Annotated in this window: 18 protein-coding genes; 6 read left to right on the forward strand and 12 right to left on the reverse strand. The window is 64.4% G+C overall.

Features of this window, described 5'->3' with window-relative positions:
* Nucleotides 1-573 precede the first annotated feature (573 nt).
* The 9 genes from CLAM6_RS14345 to doeA all read right to left on the reverse strand — a co-directional run bounded on the left by CLAM6_RS14345 (nucleotide 574) and on the right by doeA (nucleotide 14948).
* Complete coding sequence (locus CLAM6_RS14345; protein WP_153636460.1) at nucleotides 574-1617, reverse strand: quinone-dependent dihydroorotate dehydrogenase; 1044 nt, start codon at nucleotides 1615-1617, stop codon at nucleotides 574-576.
* A gap of 230 nt (nucleotides 1618-1847) precedes the next feature.
* On the reverse strand, nucleotides 1848-2987 hold the full coding sequence (locus CLAM6_RS14350; RefSeq protein ID WP_153636461.1) for a hypothetical protein: 1140 nt from the start codon (nucleotides 2985-2987) through the stop codon (nucleotides 1848-1850).
* Between the two features lie 338 nt (nucleotides 2988-3325).
* Nucleotides 3326-8164: an NAD-glutamate dehydrogenase gene (locus tag CLAM6_RS14355; protein WP_153636462.1), complete on the reverse strand. Its 4839-nt coding sequence runs from the start codon at nucleotides 8162-8164 to the stop codon at nucleotides 3326-3328.
* 356 nt (nucleotides 8165-8520) lie between these two features.
* Nucleotides 8521-9651: a tRNA (uridine(54)-C5)-methyltransferase TrmA gene (gene trmA, locus CLAM6_RS14360; RefSeq protein WP_054555653.1), complete on the reverse strand. Its 1131-nt coding sequence runs from the start codon at nucleotides 9649-9651 to the stop codon at nucleotides 8521-8523.
* Nucleotides 9652-9858: 207 nt separating this feature from the next.
* The gene (gene murI / locus CLAM6_RS14365) at nucleotides 9859-10812 is read right to left on the reverse strand and encodes a glutamate racemase (RefSeq protein WP_153636463.1); all 954 of its coding nucleotides are present in this window, start codon (nucleotides 10810-10812) and stop codon (nucleotides 9859-9861) included.
* A 73-nt stretch (nucleotides 10813-10885) separates the two neighbouring features.
* Nucleotides 10886-11899, reverse strand: a complete 1014-nt coding sequence (locus tag CLAM6_RS14370; protein ID WP_153636464.1) for a LysR family transcriptional regulator — start codon at nucleotides 11897-11899, stop codon at nucleotides 10886-10888.
* A 107-nt stretch (nucleotides 11900-12006) separates the two neighbouring features.
* Nucleotides 12007-12510 carry an Lrp/AsnC family transcriptional regulator gene (locus CLAM6_RS14375; RefSeq protein WP_153636465.1) on the reverse strand — a complete coding sequence of 168 codons (504 nt, stop codon included), beginning with the start codon at nucleotides 12508-12510 and terminating at the stop codon, nucleotides 12007-12009.
* Nucleotides 12507-13592, reverse strand: coding sequence for a N(2)-acetyl-L-2,4-diaminobutanoate deacetylase DoeB (doeB, locus tag CLAM6_RS14380; RefSeq protein WP_153636466.1), 1086 nt, complete (start codon nucleotides 13590-13592; stop codon nucleotides 12507-12509). The genes CLAM6_RS14375 and doeB overlap by 4 nt, the downstream gene beginning before the upstream one ends.
* Before the next feature lie 45 nt (nucleotides 13593-13637).
* Nucleotides 13638-14948 (reverse strand): ectoine hydrolase DoeA, encoded by a 1311-nt coding sequence (gene doeA, locus CLAM6_RS14385; protein WP_084589510.1) that lies wholly within the window; start codon nucleotides 14946-14948, stop codon nucleotides 13638-13640.
* 444 nt (nucleotides 14949-15392) lie between these two features.
* Here doeA and CLAM6_RS14390 point away from each other — a divergent pair, with 444 nt between their 5' ends.
* A complete protein-coding gene (locus tag CLAM6_RS14390; protein ID WP_153636467.1) occupies nucleotides 15393-16397 on the forward strand; it encodes a 2-hydroxyacid dehydrogenase in 1005 nt (334 codons plus the stop codon).
* Nucleotides 16398-16451: 54 nt separating this feature from the next.
* Here the strand turns inward: CLAM6_RS14390 and CLAM6_RS14395 are convergent, their stop codons facing one another.
* The gene (locus CLAM6_RS14395; protein WP_043334316.1) at nucleotides 16452-16907 is read right to left on the reverse strand and encodes an Lrp/AsnC family transcriptional regulator; all 456 of its coding nucleotides are present in this window, start codon (nucleotides 16905-16907) and stop codon (nucleotides 16452-16454) included.
* A gap of 132 nt (nucleotides 16908-17039) precedes the next feature.
* On the opposite strand from CLAM6_RS14395, the gene CLAM6_RS14400 reads away from it, so the two are divergent.
* A complete protein-coding gene (locus CLAM6_RS14400; protein WP_153636468.1) occupies nucleotides 17040-18236 on the forward strand; it encodes a PLP-dependent cysteine synthase family protein in 1197 nt (398 codons plus the stop codon).
* Nucleotides 18237-18310: 74 nt separating this feature from the next.
* On the opposite strand, the gene CLAM6_RS14405 is transcribed toward CLAM6_RS14400, so the two are convergent.
* Nucleotides 18311-18871, reverse strand: a complete 561-nt coding sequence (locus CLAM6_RS14405; protein WP_043334317.1) for a DJ-1/PfpI family protein — start codon at nucleotides 18869-18871, stop codon at nucleotides 18311-18313.
* 257 nt (nucleotides 18872-19128) lie between these two features.
* Between CLAM6_RS14405 and CLAM6_RS14410 the strand changes: the two genes are divergently transcribed.
* The 3 genes from CLAM6_RS14410 to CLAM6_RS14420 all read left to right on the forward strand — a co-directional run bounded on the left by CLAM6_RS14410 (nucleotide 19129) and on the right by CLAM6_RS14420 (nucleotide 22227).
* Entirely contained in the window at nucleotides 19129-19992 is an 864-nt protein-coding gene (locus tag CLAM6_RS14410) for a hypothetical protein (protein WP_153636469.1), read from the forward strand.
* A gap of 194 nt (nucleotides 19993-20186) precedes the next feature.
* Nucleotides 20187-21113: a lysine exporter LysO family protein gene (locus CLAM6_RS14415; protein WP_153636470.1), complete on the forward strand. Its 927-nt coding sequence runs from the start codon at nucleotides 20187-20189 to the stop codon at nucleotides 21111-21113.
* Between the two features lie 76 nt (nucleotides 21114-21189).
* A complete protein-coding gene (locus CLAM6_RS14420; protein ID WP_153636471.1) occupies nucleotides 21190-22227 on the forward strand; it encodes a LacI family DNA-binding transcriptional regulator in 1038 nt (345 codons plus the stop codon).
* A gap of 58 nt (nucleotides 22228-22285) precedes the next feature.
* Here CLAM6_RS14420 and CLAM6_RS14425 read toward each other — a convergent pair whose 3' ends face one another.
* Nucleotides 22286-22876, reverse strand: a complete 591-nt coding sequence (locus tag CLAM6_RS14425) for a gluconokinase (RefSeq protein WP_324690533.1) — start codon at nucleotides 22874-22876, stop codon at nucleotides 22286-22288.
* 293 nt (nucleotides 22877-23169) lie between these two features.
* Between CLAM6_RS14425 and CLAM6_RS14430 the strand changes: the two genes are divergently transcribed.
* Nucleotides 23170-24528 (forward strand): GntT/GntP/DsdX family permease, encoded by a 1359-nt coding sequence (locus CLAM6_RS14430; protein WP_153636472.1) that lies wholly within the window; start codon nucleotides 23170-23172, stop codon nucleotides 24526-24528.
* The last annotated feature ends 66 nt before the right edge of the window (nucleotides 24529-24594 follow it).

Consider the following 24594-nt stretch of genomic DNA (forward strand, 5'->3'; position numbering starts at 1 on the left):
GGAAGTCGCCCAGCGACACGTCAAATCACCAGGGAGGTAACGCCTTATTTCTATCTTGATGACGCGCGGCACTGACAGGCAAGAGACGCAGTAGGCAATGGGGCCGACTCGCTTCACTTCCTGAAAGGCCGAGATGTTGGCGCTCGTGTCGTTTCAATCGTGGTATGGCTCCAGAAGAGGAGGCGCAGCAGGCGACGGCCTGCGAGGACGACGGTCCAGCGCGGAGCACGACACGGGCAAACGTTCACCTTGACTGCATCAGCAGGTTCTTTCCAGGCCTGCTTCAACCATCCACGCACCCGATGAGCTCAAGGGGCCAACCCCCAACCGCCGTTTCTGACGGCAAAAGCGCTTCGCATCGTGCACGCTGGCTGGACATGGCAGCCAACACGACAACGGCAGATCACGCATCACTTCCCTGCCGTTGTCATATCATCATTCACGCCGGTACCGAGGCCGCCTTCTGATGTCAGGAGGCGGCTTTTCTGTGTCTGCCCTTCCCCACTCGGCCCTCTCTTGAAGCGCCGTGAGTGGGAGATACCAGCATCACGCTGCGACGGAGCCCAGGCCGGATCACACCTTGATCAGGGTATCGGCCTTCTCCAGTGCACGCGCGCACTCACCGACCAATGCCGGGCCGCGGTAGATCAGCCCGGAATACAGCTGCACCAGATCCGCCCCCGCGGCGATCTTCTCCCGCGCACTCTCGCCATCGGTGATACCGCCCACACCGATGATCGGCATGTTCGGCAGCGCTTCACGCAGGCCACGAATCACCCGCGTCGACGATTCACGCACCGGGGCGCCGGAAAGTCCGCCCGCCTCCTGCGCATGCGGACTACCCGCGACCGCCGTACGCTCGATGGTGGTGTTGGTGGCGATGACGCCATCGATGCCGTTGTCCGCCAACACGCGCGCCACGAACAGGATTTCCTCGTTGTCCATGTCAGGCGCGATCTTGATTACCAGCGGCACCTTCCTGCCGCGCTCGGCATCGAGCTGATCGCAACGCTGGCGAAGCCCGGCCAGCAGCTGGCTGAGATGATCACCGAACTGAAGATTGCGCAGCCCCGGGGTATTGGGCGACGAGATATTGGCGGTGATGTAGTCGGCATGCGCATGCACGGCATCGAGGCAGAGCAGGTAGTCGCTCAGTGCATCATCCACCGCCGTGGTCAGGTTCTTGCCGATGTTGATCCCCAACACGACACCGGAGGCAGCACGCGCCTGGCTGGCCTTGACCTTGCCTACCAGATGCTCGACCCCAGCGTTGTTGAAGCCCATGCGGTTGATGATCGCCTGATGCTCCGGCAGCCGGAACAGACGCGGCTTGGGATTGCCGTCCTGCCCTTTCGGCGTCACCGTGCCGACCTCCACGAAGCCGAAGCCCAGAGCGGCAAGCGCATCAAGGTGATCGGCATTCTTGTCGAGCCCTGCCGCAAGACCGACGCGATTGGGGAATTCGAGCCCCATCAGCGAGACCGGATCACGCGGCGCTTCACCGCCCAGACCGCGCGCCATGCCGAGTCGATGTGCCATGTCCAGCGCACTCAGCGTCACACCATGAGCTGTTTCCGGGTCGAGCTTGAAGAGAAGCGAGCGAGCAAACGAGTACATGATGATCTCCAGACAGCGGGCGGCAGGGTCGTGACGACAGCATAGCTGGGCGCGAAGTATACCCGAAGCCCGCGGGGACAGACACTGCGCGCCGGCACGCTCGCGCTGCTGTCGATAAAATCGCTCACGCCAAGGCCGACACCATTGCTCATGCTCAGGGCAACAAAAAAGGCGGCCCGCTGGGCCGCCCTTGTGTCACACCCGACGGTGTCGGGGTCATGCCATGCAGATCATTTCACGTCGAGCTGCTGCACGCGCACGGTGTAGTTGTTGACGCCCTGCATGGAGGAGCCGAACTTCTGACCGCTGACCCAGACGGTGTAACGCCCCGGTTCCAGCACGGTCTTGAGGTGGAAGTCGCCCTGGAAGCCTTCGCCCTTGTCGCTGGCGACGGTGTTGCCACTCTCGTCCAGCAGGCGCATCTGCAGCTTGTAGGTGCCTTCGCTGCCCGGGAAGGTCTCGCTGTCGATGGTCACGGTGCCGCGGTCCGCGACGTCGAAGGTCATGACCTCGCCCTTCTCGAGAATGCGCACATCGGTGACGATCTCGTCGAAACGACGATCCGGCTCCGCTTCGGCCTCGGTTTCCGTCACGGCTGCACTGCCCGTGGCAGCAGCGGTCGTGGCAGCAGCGGCAGACGTCTCGGCTGCAGCTGTCGCGGCTGTCGTAGTAGCGGCGGCGCCTGTAGCGGAAGCACCTTCAGCTGCCGCATTGCCCGTCTCGGCAGCCTTCTTCTCGCGGGCGGCCTGTTCGGCAGCGGCAACGGTGGCCGGCTTGATGGTCGCGACTTCATCGTTGGCATCGACGAAGGCGGTACGACGGCCATCGCCATCGGTGTCGAGGAAGACCAGGCCGTTGCCGGTCTCGATGCCGCTTTCCTCGGCAGACAGCTTCTCGCCACTCTCGCTCAGGCCTGCGACGTTGATTTCATAGGTGTTGCCGCCCGACTTGCCAGCCCCCAGCTTGTCGGCGCGCACACGCAGCTTGTAGACGCCCGGCTCAAGCTCGGTATTCATGTTCAAGCCATCGGAAGCCCTGTCACCTTCTGCAGTGGCCACGACCTCACCCTGCTCACTCTCGAGCGTGGCTTTCATGGTGTAGGGGTCGGTCACATCGAAACTGGCGACGCCATCGATTTCGTAGCGTCCAGCTTCCTTGATGGTGAACTGGTGCACGCTGGTGCCGCCGAACAGGAAGTTCTGGCTGTGGGCATCACTGCGCGGCTTGAGGAACTTGGAGATGTCCAGCTTGCCTGCCGCTTCTTCTGCACGCTGCTGAGCGGGGCTGCCATCGGCCAGCACGGCCTGGGATGCCAGAGTGGACAGGCCGAGCGCGAGGGCGCAGGCGAGGGGTAATGCACGATGTGACATGGTGTCTCTGCCTTGTTGTACTGATGCTTTGAAAACAGAAGCCTCCAGCGAGCGCCGCAGCGACTCCGAGACTTGAAATGAGGGTCTGAAAATCAAGGACTGAAAACAGGGTCTGCAGAAAAGGATGCAACCATCAGGGCCTGTATCAGTCTCTGCACTGGTCGCCATTCAGCATACCAGACAGCTGACGACAGTTACCTTACCGCAGGCTTCAGCTATCACTTTTTTATTCATTCCCGACATGAAAAAGCCCTCACCAATGGTGAGGGCTTCTATCAGCGAGTCATCAGATGCTCGCCACTTGCGTCAGCCTCTTGCTGCCTCCGAGGCCGAAAGCATCAGGCTTCGCGCTTGGACTCGGCCAGATCGACCAGCTCGCGCAGGGCGACCGCGAACAGCGGGAAGCTCAGCTGAGCACCGCCCTTCATCTCGCCGAGCAGTGAGCACCAGCGGCTGACCAGACTCTCGTGGCTGGCCATCCAGCTGTCGACACGCTCATCGATCTCGCGCGGTGCATTGTCCTGCTTGAGCACGCTGACGGTCAGTGCCAGCTGCTGACGATCGAGATCATCACGGAAGCTTTCACGTGCCTGCGCCTGCCAGCTGTCCTGCACCTCAAGGCCGTTGATCTTGTCACCGACCCACGGCAGCTCCAGACGATGGCCGATACCGTAGAAGGCTTCTGCCACGCGATTGATCTTCTCGCCGGTCGCCTTGGCCGCCTCGATGATGCCAAGCCCTGCATAGAGGCTTGAGGTCGCGGCGATGGTGCTGGCCAGGGCCTCCGGCACGCCTGCCTCGACATAGCTGTCGCGACGCGCTTCCCAGTTCTCGCGGGCTTCGCCCTTGAGACGCTCACCGATGCTCTCGGAGAGCTGAGCCAGACGCGGGGCGAAGTGGCTGATGCATTCCTTGACGCCCATGGAGCTGCGCTGACGCAGGAACCAGCGAGTGGCACGACGCATCAGACGCATCAGGTCACCCATCATGCGGTACTGCAGTTCTGCCGGCACCTGGTGATCGAGGGCCTCGATCTGGGTCCACAGCGCTTCCAGATTGAAGCTGTCACGCGCCACGATGTAGGCACGCGCGATTTCCGCCTTGTCGGCACCAGTGGTGTCTTCCAGGCGACGCACGAAGGCGATGCCCATGTGGTCGACCAGGTCATTGGCGATCTGGGTCGCGGCGATTTCACGCTTCAGACGGTGCTGGTACATCTCTTCCGGGAAGCGCTCCATCAGCACGCGCGGGAAGGCGCGCTCGAGGTGCTGCTGCACGTAGCTGTCGTCCGGCACGTCAGAGGCGATCAAGCTGGTCTTGAGATCGCTCTTGGCGTAGGAGACCAGCACGGACAGTTCCGGCAGGGTCAGGGCTTCACCGGCGTTGGAACGCTCGATCAGCGCTTCATCGGACGGCAGGAACTCGAGTTCACGGTCCAGGGTGCCGGCCGCTTCCAGCTCATTGATGAAGCGACGGAAGACGCCCATGCCTTCCCTGGACTGCTGCTCGGAGAGCGACAGCGCCTGGGTCTGGCGATAGTTGTCCTTGATCACCAGCTCGCCGACTTCGTCTGTCATCTCGGCCAGCTGCTGGTTGCGCTGCTTGTCGGTCAGATCACCGCGGGCGACGATGTCGTCCAGCAGGATCTTGATGTTGACCTCGTGATCCGAGCAGTTCACGCCACCGGCATTGTCGATGAAGTCGGTGTTGACGCGCACGCCCTGCTGGGCCGCGGCTTCCATGCGACCACGCTGGGTCAGACCCAGGTTGCCGCCTTCGCCCACCACCTTGCAGCGCAGCTCACGGCCATCGATACGCAGGCCATCGTTGGCCTTGTCACCGACATCGGCATGGGACTCGCTGGACGCCTTGACGTAGGTTCCGATACCGCCGTTCCAGATCAGGTCGACCTGCGCCTTGAGCATCGCGTTGATCAGCTCGTTGGGCGCCAGATGGTCGGCACTGATGTCGAAGACTTCCTTCATCTGCGGGCTGATGGCGATGGTCTTGGCATCACGCGAGAACAGACCGCCGCCTTCGCTGATCAGGCTCTTGTCGTAGTCGTCCCAGCTGGAACGCGGCAGACGGAACAGACGCTCGCGCTCGGCGAAGCTCTTCGCGGTGTCCGGGTTCGGATCGACGAAGATGTTGCGGTGGTTGAAGGCACCGACCAGGCGGATCTTCTCGGACAGCAGCATGCCGTTGCCGAAGACGTCACCGGCCATGTCACCGATACCGACCACGCTGAACTCGTCTTCCTGGATGTTGATGCCCATCTCGCGGAAGTGACGCTGCACGCTGACCCAGGCGCCCTTGGCGGTGATGCCCATGCCCTTGTGGTCGTAACCGTTGGCGCCACCGGAGGCGAAGGCATCGCCCAGCCAGAAGCCGTACTCGTTGGAGATGGCGTTGGCGATGTCGGAGAAGGTCGCAGTGCCCTTGTCGGCCGCGACGACCATGTAGGGGTCGTCTTCGTCGTAACGCACGACGGCCGTCGGGGCCACCACGTCACCACCGGACAGGTTGTCGGTGATGTCGAGCAGTGCGCGGATGAAGATCTGGTAGCAGGCGATACCTTCCTTCTGGATCACGTCGCGGTCAGTGGTTTCCGGCATGCGCTTGCAGACGAAACCGCCCTTGGCGCCGACCGGCACGATGACCGCGTTCTTGACCTGCTGTGCCTTGACCAGACCCAGCACCTCGGTGCGGAAATCTTCATGACGGTCAGACCAGCGCAGACCACCACGTGCGACCTTGCCGCCACGCAGGTGAACACCTTCGACGCGCGGCGAGTAGACGAAGATCTCGAACATCGGGCGCGGCTTCGGCACGTCAGGAATGCTGCGCGTGTCGAGCTTGAAGCTGATGTAGTCCTTGGCCTGGCCATCTTCTGCCGGCTGGAAGAAGTTGGTGCGCAGCGTCGCCATCATCAGGTCGACGTAGCGACGCAGCAGACGGTCGTCGTTCAGGCTGGAGACCTGGTCGAGCAGGCCATTGATGCGCTCGCGGCAGGCGTTGACGTCATCCTCGCCACCCTGACCCTGCGGATCGAAGCGCAGGTTGAACAGCTGCACCAGCTCGCGGGTGATGTCCGGATGGCTGCCCAGCGCATTGGCGATGTAGGCTTGGGAGAGACCGAAGCGGATCTGCTTCAGGTAGCGCGCGTAGGCACGCAGCATCGCCACTTCACGCCAGTCCAGGCCAGAGCCGATGATCAGGCGGTTGAAGGCATCGGATTCGGCTTCACCGGACCAGATCTTCTTGAAGGCTTCGATGAAGCTCTCGCGCACTTCGGAGAGCTCGACCGCGCCCTTGCCGTGATGCTCGAGGTCGAAATCGTGCACCCAGCAGGAGGAATCGGTGCGGGTGATCTCGTAGGGACGCTCACCGATGACACGCAGACCGAGGTTTTCCAGCACCGGCAGCACGTCGGAGAGCGGAATCGGCTGATGCTTGTGGAACAGCTTCAGGTTGACGCCGGAGTTGTCGTCTTCGACCAGACGATAGGTGCTCAGGCCGACGGCCTGGCCTTCGTCCAGCGCGCGCAGGTGGCCCACGTCATAGACGGCGGTGCGCGGCGAGAAGTCATCACGGTAGCTGCCCGGGAAGGCATCACGGTAGCGAGTCATCAGCTCGTTGGCCTGCTCTTCACCGAAGCCTTCTACCATGGCGGCGTGCAGCTCGTCACGCCAGCTGCGGGCCAGCTGAGCGATCTTGTTCTCCAGCGCGCGCATGTCGTACTGGCCCGGCTCATCGCCCTTGAAGCGCAGGATGAACTGGATACGCGTCAGCACGGACTCGGACAGGTACGGCGTGAAGTCACCGAAGGTGGCGTTCAGCTCTTCACACAGCAGATTCTGGATGCGCACACGCAGGTCGGTGGAATAGACGTCGCGCGGCACGAACACCAGTACCGAGAAGAACTTGCCGAAGCGGTCTTCACGCACGATCAGACGCACGCGACGACGCTCACGAATGTTGAGGATGCTGGTGGCGGTACGGGTCAGCTCGTCCGTGGAGATCTGGAAGAGGTCATCGCGCGGATAGACTTCCAGAATCTGCAGCAGGTGCTTGCCGTTGTGGCCCTTCGGGTTGACGCCGGCGGCTTCCATGACGTCCTGCACCTTGCGACGCAGAATCGGCACGTTGCGCGGGCTCTGGTTGTACACCGTGGAGGTGTAGAGCCCCAGGAAGCGGCGCTCGCCAATCACGCGGCCTTCTTCATCGAAGCGCTCGACGGTGATGTAGTCCGGGTAGGCCGGACGGTGCACGCGGGCGTGGAAGGCGCTCTTGGCGAAGGACAGCAGCTCCGGGATCAGCACGTACTGATCGCTGTTGACGCTCTGCTGGTGACGGGACTGCTCGTGATAGCGCTCGAGGTCCAGCTTGAGCACCCCCAGCTCGGAACCTTCGACCTTGTTCAGCACACGGGTGCCGTCTTCCTGCTCGTCGACGGTGTACTCGTCATAGCCCAGGAAGGTGAAGTGGTCGTTGCCCATCCACTGCATGAAGTCGCAGGCTTCCTGATGGTCAGCCTCGGAGACGGTCGGCGGACGGTTGTCACGCAGCTCCTGCAGCGCCTGGGCGCCCTGGCTGCGCATGGCGTCGAAGTCAGCGACGGCAACACGTACTTCGGCCAGCACTTCACGCAGACTGGTCTCGAGGTCTTCCAGTGTCTCGGCGTCGTTGTGACGATCGACCTCGATGTAGATCAGCGACTCGCGGTGCTGCGGAGCGTTCTCGGCACGTGGCGCCGTCACGCGTTCCAGCTGGCCGGCGTCATCACGTGCAACGGCCAGCACGGCGTTGTGGATGGCGTGAACGGTGATGCCACGACGGTTGAGCTCGATACGCACGGAATCGACCAGGAACGGCATATCCGGGTGCAGCACTTCGATGATGGTGTGCGTCGACTGCCAACCATGCTTCTCGAAGTCCGGGTTGTAGGCACGCACCTTGGGAGCCTCGAGGCTCTGCAGGAAGTGCCATACGGCCAGGGTGGAACCGTAGAGGTCATCCAGCTTGCGCTCGGCCATGTCCTCGAAGGAGGCCGTTGCGTGATAGTCGCGCGCAAACGCCGCGATCACGTCCACCTTGTCCTTGGGAAGTCGCTTGTCCAGCTGCTCTTCGAGCTGCGCAAGAAATTCCTGCTTGCCGTCCGTCGCCACGTGTAGCATCAATCACCTCGACTGACCTGATGGATGTATCAGGGAAAATAGTCATAGAGAGCCTGCACCGGCCAGAAAGGCGTTGCAGCACAGACTCATGCAGTGCATCACAGACTAGCGCAGTCTGCGCCTCTGCCCCATGCCTGTTCCATATTGGTCATGCAGCATTACATCTGTGCATCGGGTATTGACTTGGCGGTCCGCGCATGAAACGAAAGTCTAATTCGAGTGACTGTCATGTGCGCAAAAAACCCCGTCGTCCCCTACCTGACAGGTAGATGACGACGGGGCTCTGGTTTTTCAAACGATTGCCGCGATGCCTGGCTCATGCGGGCGCGACATCGGCTGTCGGTTTGAAGATGCGCTTATCTGCGAACCAGATAGACACCGCACTCGAGGTGGTCGGTATACGGGAACTGATCGAACAGCGCGAAGCGTTCGATACGGTGCGTGCGACACAGCACTTCAAGGTTGTCGATCAGCGTCTGCGGGTTGCAGGAGATATAGACGATGCGCTCGTAACGCGCGGTCTGCTCGCAGCTGTCGGCATCGAGGCCGGCACGCGGCGGATCGACCAGCACGGTGCGGAAGTCGTGGTTGTCGAGGTCCATCTCCGCGACACGACGGCCCGCCTTCTCGCCCGCCAGCGCCAGCGAGAAGTCCTCGGCCGACATGCGCGCCACCTGGGCATTGTCGATGGCGTTGGCCGCCAGGTTGACCTGCGCCGAGGCCACGGAAGTGCGCGAGATCTCGGTGGCCAGCACGCGGCGGAAGTTCTCGGCCAGCGCGATGGTGAAGTTGCCGTTGCCGCAGTAGAGCTCGACCAGATCGCCCTGCTCACGGCCTTCCGCCTGCGCCTTGTCAGGATGGGTCACGTCACGTGCCCAGCTGAGCATCGAGCGGCAGATCTCGGCATTGGGCTGGGTGAAACTGTTCTCGACCTGCTGATAGACGTATTCGCGACCATCGACCTCGAGACGCTCGAAGACGTGATCGCGCGTCAGCACGATATGCTGCTTGCGCGAACGCCCGATGATCATGATGTCGAGCTCTTCTTCCAGCGCACGCGCCTCGGCTTCCCAGTCTTCGCCGAGCTTGCGATGGTAGATCAGCGTGACCAGTGCCTCGCCGCTCAGGGTGGTGAGGAACTCGCACTGGAACAGACGCTCGCGCAGCACCGGGCTTGCCTTGAGGCGCTCACGCAGCAGCGGCATCAATTCATTGATGCGCTGGCTGGCGACCGGGAAGTCGTCCATGCGCACGACCGTCTTCTTCTTGTTGCCCTCGTCGTCGAACTCGACCTCGAACATCGCGTAATAGAGGTCATCATCCTCGTGCCAGATACGGAACTCGCACCGCATGCGGTAATGGCTGGGCGGCGAGGGAAACACCTCGAGTTCCGGCGCATCGAAGGCAGCGAAACGTGCGCGGGTCTGCTCGGCCTTCTCGGCGAGCTGCTGTTCATACTGACTGGGATCGACGACGGCGATGGCCACACTGACTCCTGCCTGCGGGCATACCGCAGCACTGAAACGATGAGCAAAGGGACGCGGGGACGTCATGGTGAACCATGCCGATCACGTCCATTCAAAGGTTGGGCGCGCTAGCCTACCATCGGCAGCGCGAAGCTCAAGCGCCAAATGGTGGGCCAAGGCGGGAGCAGGCAGGTGCAAGGGGGCCGCGAGAGTCAACGCCCCTGCCCCTCAGTCGTCGAACGACAGCGCCTGCGGCGCCGCGAAGCCCTGACTGGCCAACGCCGTGGCCAGCCCCGGCTGCCGGGCATCCGTCGCCAGTGCCAGGTGCTCACGCGGTGCAGGTTGAACCGCTTGAGCGACTTGCGGTTCAGCCTCTTGGGCGACTTGCTGAGCAGCCTGAGCGAATTGCTGATCAGCCGCTTGCGCCGCAGCACCAAGCGCCAGCACTTCCGCCACGCGGCGGGCGATTGCCGCGCCGGAATCCACCAGCGCCACCCGAGACTCGCCCAGCACCTGCGAGATGTCGGCGCCGAGCAGCGGGAAATGCGTGCAGCCGAGAATCACCACTTCCAGCGCCTCGACCGCCGCCAGATCAGCCAGACTGGCCGCCACCACCTCGGGGCGCGCCGGCTCACCGCGCAGACGCCGCTCGGCCTCCGCGACCAGAGGATCGGCGGCGACGCGAATCACGCGACAGTCGGCGGCGAAGTCACGAATCAGCTGCTCGGTGTAGGCGCGACGCACCGTGGCGGATGTCGCCAGCAACGCGAAGACCGGCGGCTCGCACTTCTCACGACGTGCTGCACTCTGACGCGCACGTGCCAACGTCGCCGCCGGCTTGATGGCGGGCACGGTGCCGATCACCGGAATCGACAGCGCTGCGCGCAGCGCCGTCAGCGCCAGGGTGCTGGCGGTATTGCAGGCGACCACCAACGCCCGTGCCCCGCTTGCCTCGACGGCCGCCACGCACACCTGAACGATGCGCGGTATCAACCAGTCATCCGGCTTGGTGCCATAGGGCAACGCGGCGTTGTCACAGACATAGGCCAGCGACAGCTGCGGCCACTGGCGGCGGATCTCGGCGGCGACGGACAGCCCGCCGACGCCGGAATCGAAGACCAGCACCGGGGCAGAAGAACGGGAAGCAGAGGCAGGCGTGTCGCCTGGGCGGGCAGGACTCATCGGCAGATACCGCTGGCGACAATCATCATGGAGACGGGCGACTCGAACAGACGGGACAAGGGCGCGGAGTCTATCACGGCCGCAGACCCGGCTTCACAGCCTCGAGCGGTGACAGATCGTTCTGCCCGGCATCATTCACGGCCGTGGTGTCGCGAACGGCTGTCGATGACGTGGCGAGCACGTCGGGCATCATCGTATGGCCAATCCGGGCGAAGTGCTCACACAGCACCTCGATCAATGCCCGCAGGCGTGCCGGCTGCATGTCGCGCTCGGCATAGACCAGATGGATATCCACCGGCGCGCACCAGTAGTCGACAAGCAGCGGCACCAGACGGCCATTGGCGACGTCATTGGCCACCAGGAAATCCGGCTTGCAGGTAATGCCGATGCCCTGGGCAGCGGCCTCGACCAGCCCGCGCCCGCTGTCGCAGCTGAAGGTCGGCGACAGGCGGATCTTGCGTGGCCGCCCGTCGACCATGAAGCTCCACACCGGCCCTTCACGCTGCTGGGTGTAATTCAGGCAGCGGTGATGGGCGAGGTCTTCCGGCACCTCGGGCGTGCCATTCTCGGCCAGGTAACCGGGGCTGGCATAGACCCCGACCTGGGTACCCGCCAGCCGGCGCGCGATCAGACTGGAATCAGACAGCGCACCGGCGCGAATCACCAGATCATAATCCTCGGCCATGAGATCGACATGGCGATCCTCCAGGCGCAGGTCGAGCTCGACATAGGGGTAGGTCTGGCGGAAATGCGCCAGGGCCGGCATCAGACACTGGATGCTGAAATCCATCGGTGCCGACATCTTCAAGCGCCCCCGAACCTCGCCCTGGCGCTCGCCAAGACTGTCTTCCAGCGCCTGAAGGTCATTGAGCACACGACAGGCACCCGCCAGGTAATGCTCGCCCTCGGCGGTCAGCTGCAGACTGCGCGTGGTGCGCATCAGCAGGCGAACGCCCAGCTCGGCTTCCAGGCGCGAGATCTGCTTGCTGACCATGCCGTTGGATAGCCCCAGCTGACGAGCACCGCCCGCAAAACTGCCCTCCTCTACCACGGCGCGAAACACCTGCATGGCAGTGAGTCTATCCATCGTGCGATCCCCTTTGCGATCAAGGAAAATGAGCCAGGAAAGTGAGTCAAGAAAGTGAGCCTGAAAAGCGGGACGGCAAGATGACGACAAGTCCGCGCCCGGCGCGCCTATTTTACCTGCTTGGTGACGATGTAGGTGAAATAGCGATCGATGCCCAGCTCTGACACCAGCCAGTGATCGACCAGACGCTGATAGGCATCGATGCTGGCGGTCTCCAGCCGCAGCAGGTAGTCCACCCCGCCGCCGACGGCGACGCATTCGATCACCTCATCCGCCTCTCGCATGGCACGCTCGAAGCGTTGGAAGCTGCCGGCATCATGATGCTTGAGGTGGATCTCGACCCACACCGGCGTGCGCGGGGCAGCCCCCGGAGCAGCGCCACCCTGCTGATCACTCAGGCGCTGCTGATTGATGATGGCGGCATAGCCCTCGATGATGCCTGCCTGCTCGAGGCGCTTTACGCGCTCCCAGCACGGGCTGACCGACAGGTTGATCTCCTCGGCCAGCCGCGACTTGGTGATGCGGCCATCGCGCTCGAGTATCGCCAGAATCTTGAGATCGAAGGCATCCAGCTTCGGCGCTGGCTGCGAGCGGGAGGAACTCGCGCTCATGAGGCCTCTCGCGCCAGGTCGTCCACGACTTCCGCGATCACCGCCAGGGTGTCGCCCAGACTCACCTGGGCCGGGAAGCGCCGCGCCACCAGCACGCCATCACGGGCGGCGCGATATTCCACCGCCGCCTGACCGGCACGCCCCAGCGGATAGACCCGCGCCACGCATTGCCCCGCCGTGACCTGCTCGCCGAGTGCCACGCACAGCTCCAGCAGCCCTTCATGCTCACTCTGCACGTAACAGCTGGCATCCGGCATGTCGATCAACAGCGGAGCGTTCGCCTGGCTGGCACGCTGGCGCTCGATGTCCTGCTCCAGATCCGCGCGACTGCGCTCGCGCAGCACACCACTGAAGGCGAGGAAGTTGTCGACGCCACGGTCGGCGATCGCCTGACGCTCCGGCGTGGTGGAACCGCCGCCGCCCAGCTCCGTGGTGACGAAGACCTTGCCCTGGCGCTCCACCGCGGTGTCATAGAGCGCCTCGGCGTCCAGCTCGAACATCATCATCGCCGAGGGTGCCCCGAAGGCCAGCGCCCCGGCCAGGCTCTCGGCTTCCTGCAGGCGACACTGCTCGACGCCCAGCGACTCCTCGAGATAGTCGAGACGGTGCGCGGCCGCGAACGGCAGGATATCCAGGGTGCGGCCGCCGGAATGCAGGTCCAGCGCATAGTCGCACTGCGGCACCAGCACCCGGGTGAAATAGTCGGCGATCTGCTCGGTCGGGCCGCCGGTGGGGCTGCCGGGGAAGCTGCGGTTGAGGTTGCCGCCATCGAGTGGCGAACAACGCCGCCCGGCCTTGGCCGCCAGCGCATTCATGGTCGGCACGATGATGACACGGCCCTTGACGTCCTCGGCAGTCAGACGCGCCGCCAGCTTGTAGAGCGCGGTGATGCCTTCGTACTCGTCGCCATGATTGCCGCCGGTCAGCAATACCGTCGGCCCCTCACCATTGGCGATCACGCTGATCGGGGTCATCACCGCGCCCCACGCCGACTCGTCAGTCGAGATCGGCAGCTTGAAGAAACCGTGCTGAACGCCATCGGCGAACAGATCGATGGTCAGACTGACGGGGGACTCTCGCATGACACCACTCCTTGTTATGGCGGGCTGCTGACACTTGTCGGCAGGCTATTTGACGAACAGCTGGCGCGGCACATCACACAGCGGCTCGGCACCGTTTTCCGTGATCAGGATCGACTCGGTGATCTCGAGGCCCCAGTCGTCCATCCACATGCCGGGCATGAAGTGGAAGGTCATGCCCGGTTCCAGCACGGTCTCGTCACTGGGGCGCAGACTCATGGTGCGCTCGCCCCAGTCCGGCGGATAGCTGATGCCGATGGGATAGCCGCAGCGTGCGCCGCCACGGTCGAAGCCGTACTTGTCCATCGCCGCGCCCAGCGCCAGCGCGATGTCACAGCAGCGATTGCCGGGCTTGGCGATGGCCAGACCACTCTCGATGCCTTCCAGCAGGGCGGACTCACCACGCACGAAATCGCGCGGCGGACGGCCGAGAAACACGGTACGCGACAGCGGTGCGTGATAGCGCTTGTAGCAGCCGGCCAGCTCGAAGAAGGTGCCCTCGCCCTGACGAAATGGCGTGTCATCCCAGGTCAGGTGCGGCGCGGCGGCATCACTGCCAGTGGGCAGCAGCGGCACGATGGCCGGATAGTCGCCACCGAGAATCTCACCCTCGGGCCCGATCACGCCCTCGACGCCGACCCGGTAGATCTCCGCGACCAGCGCACTCTTGGGCAGGCCCGGCTCGATCATCTCCAGAATGCGTGAATGCATGCGCTCGACGATGCGTCCGGCCACGCGCATGTAGGCAATTTCCTGCTCGGACTTGATCGCGCGGCACCAGTTGACCAGCGAGTTGGCATCCACCAGCCGCGCGTGGGGCAGCTCCTTGACCAGCGACAGGTGCGCACGCGCCGAATAGTAATAGTTGTCGAGCTCGACCCCGACGACCCCATCGTGCCAGCCACGCTGCGGCAGGATGGACTGGGCGAGAAACTCCATCGGATGCATGTCCGGATTCTGCACGTAGTAATCCGGATACCACAGGATGTTGTCCTCACCCATCCAGCAGGTACGCAGCGCGCCGTTGCCGTCCTGACGACGCCCGTACCAGACCGGCTCGCCGGAGAGCCCCAGCAGCACGCACTGGTGCACATAGAAGGACCAGCCGTCGTAGCCGGTCAGCCACGCCATGTTGGAGGGGTCGGAAATCACCATCACATCGATGCCGGCGCGCGCCATGGCCTCACGCACCCGCTGGATGCGCGCGCGATACTCGCCGATGGTGAAGGCCTGACGGCCAGCGGACAGCGCGCGTGGCGTCCAGTCACTCTCGGTGGCCGGTGCCTCGCTGCTGGGCAAGGTGGCCAGGCCAGCGAAGGCTGGCTGGGGCGCACCAGTATGGGGCGGGAATTGACTCATGCAGCGCTCCTTTTCGATCAGGCCTTGAGGCAAGCAGCACGTTGGGGCGGAGCCAGTGGCCATACGCAGGGCCAGGCGGCGGGTGACCGACCTGCCAGCCGCACCGGGCTGACACTGCCTGCCTGCGCCGCGAGCGAACGTTGCGCCCTGCGGGTCGGCAGGGTCGGCGTACATGCGTACATCCGAATTCCCCTCTGGATTCGAGTCTGTCACTCTGCCAACAACGGGTCAAAGGACGACTCTGGCACTGTCGCCCTTCGCTTGAGCCCTTGCAAGGCCTGCGCCATTGCCGCCCGCGAGCCGGCCATGCCCGCAAGGCAATGGCGCATGGTGAGGCGACAACTCCAGGCCCTTTGCACAGAGCCACGAACAGAGCCTACGAACAGGCCGGGACAGCTCAAAAATCCCGACCCGCCACCCAGCGCCCCTGAAGAGGAGAACAGCATGCGAATACTGGTACATCACGAACGCGCCGAACGTTGGTGCGATGCTCTGCGTCAGCGCTTGTGCGATGCCGCCGGCGCCAAGGGGTCGCGGCAAGGCGAGTCGTCGGAACCGTCATCAAAACAAGCGCCGCTGGAAATCGTTGCCGATGACGGCGAGATGCTGGGCGATGTACTGGTGGTGTGGGCGCCGCCTGCGGCGCTGTTCGAGCGCCACCGTGATCATGACGTCAAGGCGATCCTCAATCTGGGCGCGGGCGTCGACAGCCTGCTCGACAACCCGGCACTGCCTGACGATGTGCCGGTGCTCAAGCTGAGCGATGCCGGCATGGCCAGCCACATGCTGGATTACGTGCGCTACGGCCTGCTGCATTTTCGGCGTGACTTCGACCGCTACGCCAGACAGCAGGCGGGCACCCAGTGGGCCCCGCACCGCGTGGTGCGCGCCCACCAGTACCCGGTGGCGGTGCTCGGACTCGGCGCCATCGGCAGCCAGATCGCCGAGTCGCTGGCGGCAGACGGCTATCCGGTACATGGCTTCAGCCGCAGCGCCCACACGTTGCAGGGCGTGACCTGCCACCATGAGACCGGCGCAGGCGGCCGCTCGCTCAAGCAAGTGCTGGGTGACGAGTCGCTCGGCCTCAAGGCGGTGATCAACCTGTTGCCCAATACCCCGGCCACGAGAGACGTGCTGAACGCCGAGGTCTTCCAGGCCCTGCCCGCCGACGCCGTGCTGATCAATCCGGGGCGCGGCAGCAGCGTGGTCGAGGAGGATCTGGTCGCGGCGCTCGAGGAAGGCAAGCTCAGGGGCGCCCTGCTCGATGTCTTCCAGCACGAGCCACTGGCCGAGGACAGCCCGCTGTGGCGCCAGCCGCGCGTGATCATCACGCCGCATGCCGCCGCGCCGACCCCGGTGGCCGAGGCCGCCGACCAGCTGGCCGACAACATTCGTCGCATTCAGCGGGGTGAAGTGCTGACCGGCATCAGCCGCGAGCACGGTTATTGAGCGCGCTGGCGCGCGGTGCTCAACCGGCGATCAGGCGTCACCGCCTGGCAGCCATCACAGCGGCAGCGCGGTGGTCGTCTTGATGCGCTCCATCGCGAAGCGGGCCGACACGTCGCTCAGCTCGTCGATGGTGTTGACCAGCCGCTTGTAGACGCGGTCGTAGGCGTTCATGTCCTCGACCTGCACCTTGAGGAGATAGTCGTAGTCACCGGCCATGCGATAGAACTCGGTGACTTCCTCGATCTCCTCGACGATGGCCACGAAACGCTCGAACCAGGCCCGCGAGTGATCGCGGGTCTTGAGCTGCACGAAGGCCGTCAGCCCCATGCCGATCAGCTCGGCATTCAGCAACGCCACCCGTGCGGTGATCACGCCACACTCTTCCAGGCGCTTGAGGCGCTTCCAGCAGGGAGACGTGGTCAGATGCACGGCTTCCGCCAGCGCCGCCAACGACAGGCTGGCATCGCGCTGCAGCAGCCGCAGCAGGGCGCGGTCCGTGGCATCGAGCACTATTTTCTCCATTACCCTCACCTCGCAATGAATTCTTGCCATAAAACATGGCTCACGCCATGACAACTGGCAAGTTTTGCTTGGCGGCTGGTCGTACCATGAAAGCTCCTTCCTGCGACCGGAAATGCCGCCATGCCGACCACTGCCTCGCCCTCGACTGCGCCTTTCAGCACGCCCGCAGCACAGCACGCCCCGCACGCGACTCAGCGCGAGTCATGGCGCCAACGCAGTCTTATGAAGCTTGCGGCCTTGAAGGCCGCCACCCCGGTAACCCCGCTGCTGGAACTCAGCCTGCGCGGACTGGGTGAGGCGCGCATCCTGATCAAGGACGAGCGGGCGCATGCCAGCGGCTCGCTCAAGCATCGCCTGGCGATGTCGCTGTTCGAGCAGGCCCTGCAAAAGGATTGGCTCACGCCCGGCGGCCCGGTGATCGAAGCCTCCTCGGGCTCCACCGCGGTCTCTGAAGCGTGGCTGGCGCGCAGGCTGGGACTGCAATTCATTGCCGTGGTGCCCAGGGGCACCGCCTTTTACAAGCAGCAAGCGATTCGTGGCGAGGGTGGGTGCGTGGTGGAAATCGAGGACTCCGCTCGGCTCTGTCAGCATGCGCAGGCGCTTGCCGATGACAGCGGCGGTCACTTCATCAATCAATTCCGCCATGCCGCTACTGCTGGCGACTGGGCAAGCGACACCAGCCTGCCCGGGGAGTGCCTGGCACAGATCGCCGCGCGTGAGCTGCCCGAGCTGCAGGCGGTATTTCTCGGCGCCAGCACCGGCGGCAGTGCCGCCAGCTTCGCGCGTCATCTGCGCCACAAGCGCCATCTGCATCAGGGGAGCCATCTGCATCACGAGAGCCATCGCGCCCGCGTGATCGGCGTGGACCCCGAGCACTCCGTCTATCACGCCTGCTGGCAGCACCATCGTGCCCACGGCACCCGTACGACCACCCTGCCCGCCCCGCAGGCGGCCAACCCCATCGAAGGCATCGGGCGGCCCTGCGTGCTGGAAGCATTCGACCCCGCGCATTTCGATGACTATCGGCGCATTGCGGATGCGCGCAGTCAGGCGGCCGCGCTGTGGCTGGCCGAGCATGCCGGGCTTGAGGTCGGCCCCTCCACCGGCACCGCCTTCGCGGGGCTGCTCGAGAGTCTGGCGCTAAGACGCGCACGCGGTGAGTCGCTGGCCGGCAGCTGGTTGCTGCTGGCCTGTGATCACGCCGAGCGTTATGCCACTACGCTGGGCGATCCCGCATGGCGAGCCGCACAGCAATCGCGACTCGCCCCGCAGCGGGCCTGGATCGAGGCGTTTGCCGAGAGAAACGACGACGCCTGAAACGACGACACCCCGCCGAGTGGCAGGGTGTCGTAAAGCACATCCGATGTGATGGCGTGGCTAGCGGTGGCGCATCACACCAGCAGCGCCTGGAACTGACGCAGCCATTCCGGGTGCGCCGGCCAGGCCGGTGCGGTCACCAGCTTGCCGGAGGTCACGGCGTCGGTCACTTCCAGCGACACGAACTCACCGCCTGCCAGCTTCACCTCAGGCGCACAGGCCGGATAGGCGCTGACGCGATGGCCTTCCAGCGACATGGCGGCGGCCAAGAGCTGCGGACCATGACAGACGGCGGCGATGGGCTTGTCGGCCTCGACGAAGTGACGCACCATCGCCAGCACACGCTCATCCAGACGCAGATACTCGGGGGCGCGGCCACCGGGGATCAACAGCGCGTCGTAACTCTCGACGGCGATCTCGGCGAAGCTGGCGTTGAGCGCGAAGTTGTGGCCCGGCTTCTCGGTGTAGGTCTGATCACCCTCGAAGTCATGGATAGCGGTCTTGACGATATCGCCTTCCGTCTTGTCCGGGCAGACGACATCCACGCGATGCCCCATCGCCTGCAGCGCCTGGAACGGCACCATCAGCTCATAATCTTCTACAAAATCCCCGGCAATGATGACAATGCTGGCCATGATGATCTCCTGATTGGACCCAACGTCTAGGTACGCGCCGCGCGCGGCGGAAGGACAAGGCAGTTACAGAGTACCTATCCATTGCACATGAGCAAGCGCTGAAATATCGTCGTGGCCGCCTGACGGGCGTTGGCTTGATTGTGGATCGCCTCAACATCATTACATCATCACGTGCAGTCGCCCTGCCCCGTCGCTGCCTGACCGCTCGACACCCCCATTCACAGGCCACGGCTTCAGTGCCGGTCTCGGGAGTCACCATGACCCTGCCATCTTCCGCCTTGTCTCACTTCTCTCAAGCCCCCGCGCGTCGCGGCGCTTGCACCGCCACTCGCGCCGATCGGCCCTCGGCATGGCAGCGCCTGTGCCGCGCAGGCCTGGGGGCGCTCCTGCTGCTGGCGGGCAGTGCCCAGGCGGCCAGCGATGAGGCCGCTGTCAGCCCTGACGCGCCCCTGGCGCCTGTCGCCAGCATCGCGCCGGTGCCCTTCACCGCCCACTACACCCTGGTACTGGATGGCTGGCCGGACGTGCCCATCACCCAGCGCGTCAGCCAGAGTGGCGAGCTGTACATCGCCAGCATGGAGGCCTCCATCAAGGTCGCCAGCGGCTATGAGCAGGGCCGCTTCACGCTTGCAGAGGGTCGCCTGCTGCCCGAGGGCTATCGCTCCGGCTATCGGCTGGCCGGCATCGGCAAGGACTACAACCGGGAAGCACCGGAGGCAGGCGACACCCGCCTGCCTGACCGTCAGAGCCTGCTGGTGTTGCTGAGCCAGCAGGTCGACAGCCAATGGAGCGAGCAGGCCTGTCTGGCCGCGACGCCCTGCTCACTGGATTATCTCGACCACAAGGGCCGCCAGCGCACCTTGATGTACGAGATCCAGGGCCAGGAAACGCGCCAGGCGGCACAGCGCACCTTCCGCACCCTGCGTATCGAGGCGTGGCGCAAGCATCGCGAACACAAGCACTACCGTATCTGGCTGGCGCCGCGCTGGCCGGGCCTGATGGTCGGCCTCGATTACCTCGACTACGAGGACGTCATGGACAAGGACGGCAACCGCAACGGCGAGGTGCCACCGCGCTCGGCCCATCTGACCCTGAACCAGCTGAGCAGCGCCCGCCAGTGATGACAGCTCCCGCCTCTAGCGCGGCTGATCATAAGCCCCGCTGATACGCCATCAGCAAGTCTCTCGCGCAATGGTGATGGCGGGGTTATCCAGACTCCACGCCAACCGATATAGTAAGGCCCTTCGGCGGTATTCGCTGCCAATCAATCACTTGCGCCGCCCTGCTGTCCGGGTGGCAACACCAGGGAAGGGTCATGCTGTCGGGTCTCATCTTCATTCTGCTGCCGCTGATACTCGGCTATCTGGTACGTCTCACCGATCCTGGCCGCCTGGCGGTGGTCAACCGGCTGGTCAATGCCTCCATCTATCTCATCCTGTTCCTGATGGGCATGGGACTGGCGGCACTGGAGCAGTTGAGTGTCGGCATGGCCGCCATGAGCGGTCAGGCGTTGACGCTGTTTGCCATCATCACGCCGCTGAATCTGCTGGCGCTGTGGTGGCTGTCGCGCCGCAGCCCGCTGCGCGCCAATCCCGCCCAGGCGGTGGATGGCGCGCCGATGACCCGCTGGCAGGCGCTGTCCGGCTCGCTGACCCTTGCCGCCGTGGTCGCGCTTGGCGTCGGCGCCGGCGTGCTGCTCAAGACCTTCGGCACCCAGCTTGATACCGATACCCTCGCCGAATGGGCGCTCTATGTGCTGCTGGCGCTGATCGGCTGCCAGCTCAGAAGCTCCGGCATGAGCCTGCGCCAGATCCTGCTCAATCGGCATGGCCTGATCATCGCGCTGACGGTGATGGCCAGTTCACTGCTCGGTGGCCTGCTGGCGGCCCCCCTGCTGGCGCTGGAGTGGAATCAGGGCATGGCGATCTCGGCCGGCTTCGGCTGGTACTCGCTGTCGGGGATCCTGATCGGTGATCAGCTCGGGCCGATTCTCGGCGGCGCCGCCTTCTTCAATGATCTGGCGCGCGAGCTGCTGGCCTTCGTGCTGATCCCCCTGACCATCCAGCGCTACACGCCGCTGGCCATCGGCATCGGCGGGGCCACCTCGATGGACTTCACGCTACCGGTGATCCAGCAGACCGGCGGCGTGGCCTGCGTCCCGGTCGCCGTCGTCTCGGGCTTCCTGCTGTCGCTGGCAGCGCCGCCGATGATCCTGTTCCTGCTCTCGCTGAGTCACGTCTGATCCACCGGGCAAGGCTTGCTCCCGGGCTGCCTTAACAGGGACACTCTTGTCCTCCTTCGCAGCCGCTTGAATGTCCATGCCCTCTCAGCCTCACAAAGCTTCCCGCCTCAAGCGCGTCACCCTGGCCGATATCGCCGCCCGACTGGGCGTCACCAAGGTCACGGTGTCGCGCGCGCTCAATCAGCCCGAGAAGGTCTCCGCCGCGATGCGCGAGCGGGTAACCGAATGCGCCCGCGAGCTGGGTTACATGCCCAATCGTCAGGCCGGCAGCCTCGCCAGCGGTCACTCGCGACTGATCGCGCTGCTGATTCCGTCGCTCTCCAACGCCGTGTTCTCGGAGCTGCATCGCGGCCTGGAAGCCCCGCTGGCCGCCGCGGGCTATCAGCTGCTGATCGGCCATACCGGCTATTCGATGCAGGAAGAGGAGCGCCTGATCGAGACCTGGCTCTCCTTCGGCATCGACGGGCTGGTGCTGTGCGGCAGTCGCCATAGCCCTCGTACCCGCGAGATGATCGCGCGCTCGGGCTGTGCGGTGGTGGAGTGCATGGAGAAACGCGAGACGCCGCTCGACATGGCGGTGGGACTGGACCAGCACGCCGCTGGCCGCGCGATGACCGAGGCCATGATCGCCCTGGGCCATCGCCATATCGGTTTTCTCGGTGCGCGCATGGACCGCCGCGTCGAACAGCGCCTGGGCGGCTGGCGTGCGGCGATGGAGGCCGCCGGCCTGTCGCAGCAGGCGCTGTTGACCACCGATGCCCCCTCCAGCGTGCGCATGGGCGGCAAGCTGCTCGACGAGATGCTGACCCGCTGGCCCGAGACCCAGGCCGTGTTCTGCTGCAATGACGACCTGGCGGCCGGCGGGCTGTTCGAGTGTCAGCGCCGCGGCCTGTCGGTGCCCGACCAGCTGGCGCTGGCCGGCTTCAACGGCCTGGAGATGACCCGCGGCACCTGGCCGCCGCTGGCCAGCGTGGTCACGCCACGCCGCGAGATCGGCGAGCGCGCCGCCACCCTGCTGCTGGCGCGCTTGAACGGTGATCTCGACGCCACGCCCCACGGCCTGTGGGAAGACCTGGGCTTCAGTCTGCAGACAGGCGGCAGTCTGGCACCGTGATACTTTGTCCACGTAATACGTGGCGGCAGCCTAGCGCCGTGAGACGTCTGGCGAGCGACTAGCGCTCTGGCGCGTCGACGATCTGCTGACAGACACTCTCGACCAGCGCCTGCGGTGTGGCGCTGATGTCGAGGGTGTGGATGCGCCCTTCATCGTCGCCGGGCACCTCGAGCGTCGCCAGCTGGTTGTCGAGCATGTCAGCGCCCTTGAAGAAATGATCGGTCCGCGCCTCGAGGCGTTCCAGCAGCAGCTCGCGCGTGCCTTCGAGGAAGACGAAGCCCAGCGCGGGGTCCCCGCCACGCAGTTGATCCCGATAACGGCGCTTCAAGGACGAGCAGGCCAGTACCAGACTGCGCCCGTCGCGACGCGCCTCCTCGATCAGCTCGGCCAGACGGGCCAACCAGCCGTGGCGATCGTCGTCATCCAGCGGGATGCCGCGCGCCATCTTGGCCACGTTGGCCTCACCGTGATAATCGTCGCCATCGATGAACTGCGCGCCCAGGCACGCCGCCAGCTGCTGCCCGACATGCGACTTGCCACAGCCCGACACCCCCATGACCACCAGACGCACGCCACCCTGAGCGGCCAGAGCCTCTGACCTGGTCGGTATCGACGCGACCGCTGATGCTCCTTCTGCCTGCTGCTGCATGAAAACCCTCTCCCCCTGAATGAAAACGATGGCCCACCAGCGTACCCGATGTTGCCGATCAATCCCTTGTCCGGCGCCTCGGGACGACTGTCGCGCACTGAGCGACTGCCCGTTGGCGGACAGTCAGCTGCCGGACGCGACAGACTTTTGTCCCTCATGCACCTTTCGGATCATTGCGTAAGCGTTAATGTTACCGGTAACTTTCATCCTGCACGACCCACGACGCCTCACACAATACGCCTTTGGGCAATGGCCGATGATCACGCCGTTGCCAGCCGCAAGAGTTCGCCATCATGTCCCCAGATAGCACCCTCGTCCTTGCCGCCCTCGGCGGCATTCTGCTGCTGCTTTACCTCGTCATGCGCCTGCGCCTGCATGCCTTCGTTGCCCTGCTGGTGGTGAGTCTGGGGGTCGGACTGGCTACCGGCATGCAGCCCGACGCCATCATCGACTCCGTCACCAACGGCATGGGCAACACCCTGGGCTTCGTTGCCACCGTGGTCGGTCTCGGCGCGATGTTCGGCAAGATGCTGGAAGTGTCCGGCGGTGTCGATCGCATGGCCAACACCCTGCTGGGACGCTTCGGCACCTCACGCTCGCAATGGGCGCTGGCACTGACCGGCTTTCTGGTCGCGATTCCGGTGTTCCTGGATGTCGCCTTCATCATTCTGGTGCCGCTGGTCTATGCGCTGGCACGCCGCAGCGGCCGCTCACTGCTCTATTACGGAATTCCGCTGCTCGCCGGTCTTGCCGTGACGCACTCCTTCATTCCGCCGACCCCGGGGCCGATCGCGGTCGCCAAGCTGATCGGTGCCGATCTCGGCTACGTCATCCTGTTCGGGGCGCTGTGCGGTCTGCCGGCGATGATCGTCGCGGGGCCGATCTTCGGTCGCTTCATCGCGGCGCGCATCGACGCCAGGATCCCGGATTACATGGAAAATACCGGCAGCGTGATGAGCGATGAAGAGGTCAATCAGCGCGCCCCGGGCTTCGGTCTGATCCTGTCCATCGTGCTGCTGCCGCTGGCGCTGATCGTGCTCAACACCGTCTCGGGCTTCTTGTTCGGTGACGACAGCCCGCTGGTCGGCTGGCTGGGCTTCCTCGGCCACCCGTTCGTGGCACTGAGTCTGGCCACCCTGATGGCCTTCACCCTGCTGGGCACACGCCGTGGCATGACGCGCGAACAGGTGATGGAAGTCGCCACCAAGGCACTCGAACCCGCCGGCATCATCATCCTGGTCACCGGCGCGGGCGGCATCTTCAAGCAGATGCTGATCGATTCCGGGGTCGGTGACGTGCTCGGCAACCTGATGGCCGACAGCAACCTGCCGCCGATCCTGCTCGCCTTCCTGATCGCCACCGCCGTGCGTGTCATCCAGGGCTCGGCCACCGTGGCGATGATCACCGCCGCCGGCCTGATGGCCCCGGTGATCGATACGCTGGCGCTGTCCGGCCCGGTGCTGGGGCTGGTGGTGATCGCCATCGCCAGTGGCGCCACCGTGCTCAGTCACGTCAATGACTCCGGCTTCTGGCTGGTCAGCCGCTACTTCGGCCTCACCGAGAAGGAAACACTCAAGAGCTGGACGGTGATGGAGACCCTGATCGGCGTGATCGGCGTCTGCATGGCGCTGCTGATCGGCCTGTTCATCTAGTTTATCCAGTTCAACTAGTTCAACTATTTCAACTATTTCAACTACTGAATCTGGCCTGCCCGCGCG

The organism is Cobetia sp. AM6, from assembly GCF_009617955.1.
Classification (GTDB): domain Bacteria; phylum Pseudomonadota; class Gammaproteobacteria; order Pseudomonadales; family Halomonadaceae; genus Cobetia; species Cobetia amphilecti.

Coding starts and splice junctions, on each gene's coding strand:
- CLAM6_RS14425 (WP_324690533.1), bottom strand. CDS start 22,876: ATGCAGCAGCAGGCAGAAGGAGCATCAGCGGTCGCGTCGATACCGACC.
- CLAM6_RS14375 (WP_153636465.1), bottom strand. CDS start 12,510: ATGAGCGCGAGTTCCTCCCGCTCGCAGCCAGCGCCGAAGCTGGATGCC.
- CLAM6_RS14390 (WP_153636467.1), top strand. CDS start 15,393: ATGCGAATACTGGTACATCACGAACGCGCCGAACGTTGGTGCGATGCT.
- doeB (WP_153636466.1), bottom strand. CDS start 13,592: ATGCGAGAGTCCCCCGTCAGTCTGACCATCGATCTGTTCGCCGATGGC.
- CLAM6_RS14430 (WP_153636472.1), top strand. CDS start 23,170: ATGTCCCCAGATAGCACCCTCGTCCTTGCCGCCCTCGGCGGCATTCTG.
- murI (WP_153636463.1), bottom strand. CDS start 10,812: ATGAGTCCTGCCCGCCCAGGCGACACGCCTGCCTCTGCTTCCCGTTCT.
- CLAM6_RS14355 (WP_153636462.1), bottom strand. CDS start 8,164: ATGCTACACGTGGCGACGGACGGCAAGCAGGAATTTCTTGCGCAGCTC.
- CLAM6_RS14370 (WP_153636464.1), bottom strand. CDS start 11,899: ATGGATAGACTCACTGCCATGCAGGTGTTTCGCGCCGTGGTAGAGGAG.
- CLAM6_RS14415 (WP_153636470.1), top strand. CDS start 20,187: ATGCTGTCGGGTCTCATCTTCATTCTGCTGCCGCTGATACTCGGCTAT.
- doeA (WP_084589510.1), bottom strand. CDS start 14,948: ATGAGTCAATTCCCGCCCCATACTGGTGCGCCCCAGCCAGCCTTCGCT.
- CLAM6_RS14345 (WP_153636460.1), bottom strand. CDS start 1,617: ATGTACTCGTTTGCTCGCTCGCTTCTCTTCAAGCTCGACCCGGAAACA.
- CLAM6_RS14350 (WP_153636461.1), bottom strand. CDS start 2,987: ATGTCACATCGTGCATTACCCCTCGCCTGCGCCCTCGCGCTCGGCCTG.
- CLAM6_RS14405 (WP_043334317.1), bottom strand. CDS start 18,871: ATGGCCAGCATTGTCATCATTGCCGGGGATTTTGTAGAAGATTATGAG.
- CLAM6_RS14410 (WP_153636469.1), top strand. CDS start 19,129: ATGACCCTGCCATCTTCCGCCTTGTCTCACTTCTCTCAAGCCCCCGCG.
- CLAM6_RS14400 (WP_153636468.1), top strand. CDS start 17,040: ATGCCGACCACTGCCTCGCCCTCGACTGCGCCTTTCAGCACGCCCGCA.
- CLAM6_RS14420 (WP_153636471.1), top strand. CDS start 21,190: ATGCCCTCTCAGCCTCACAAAGCTTCCCGCCTCAAGCGCGTCACCCTG.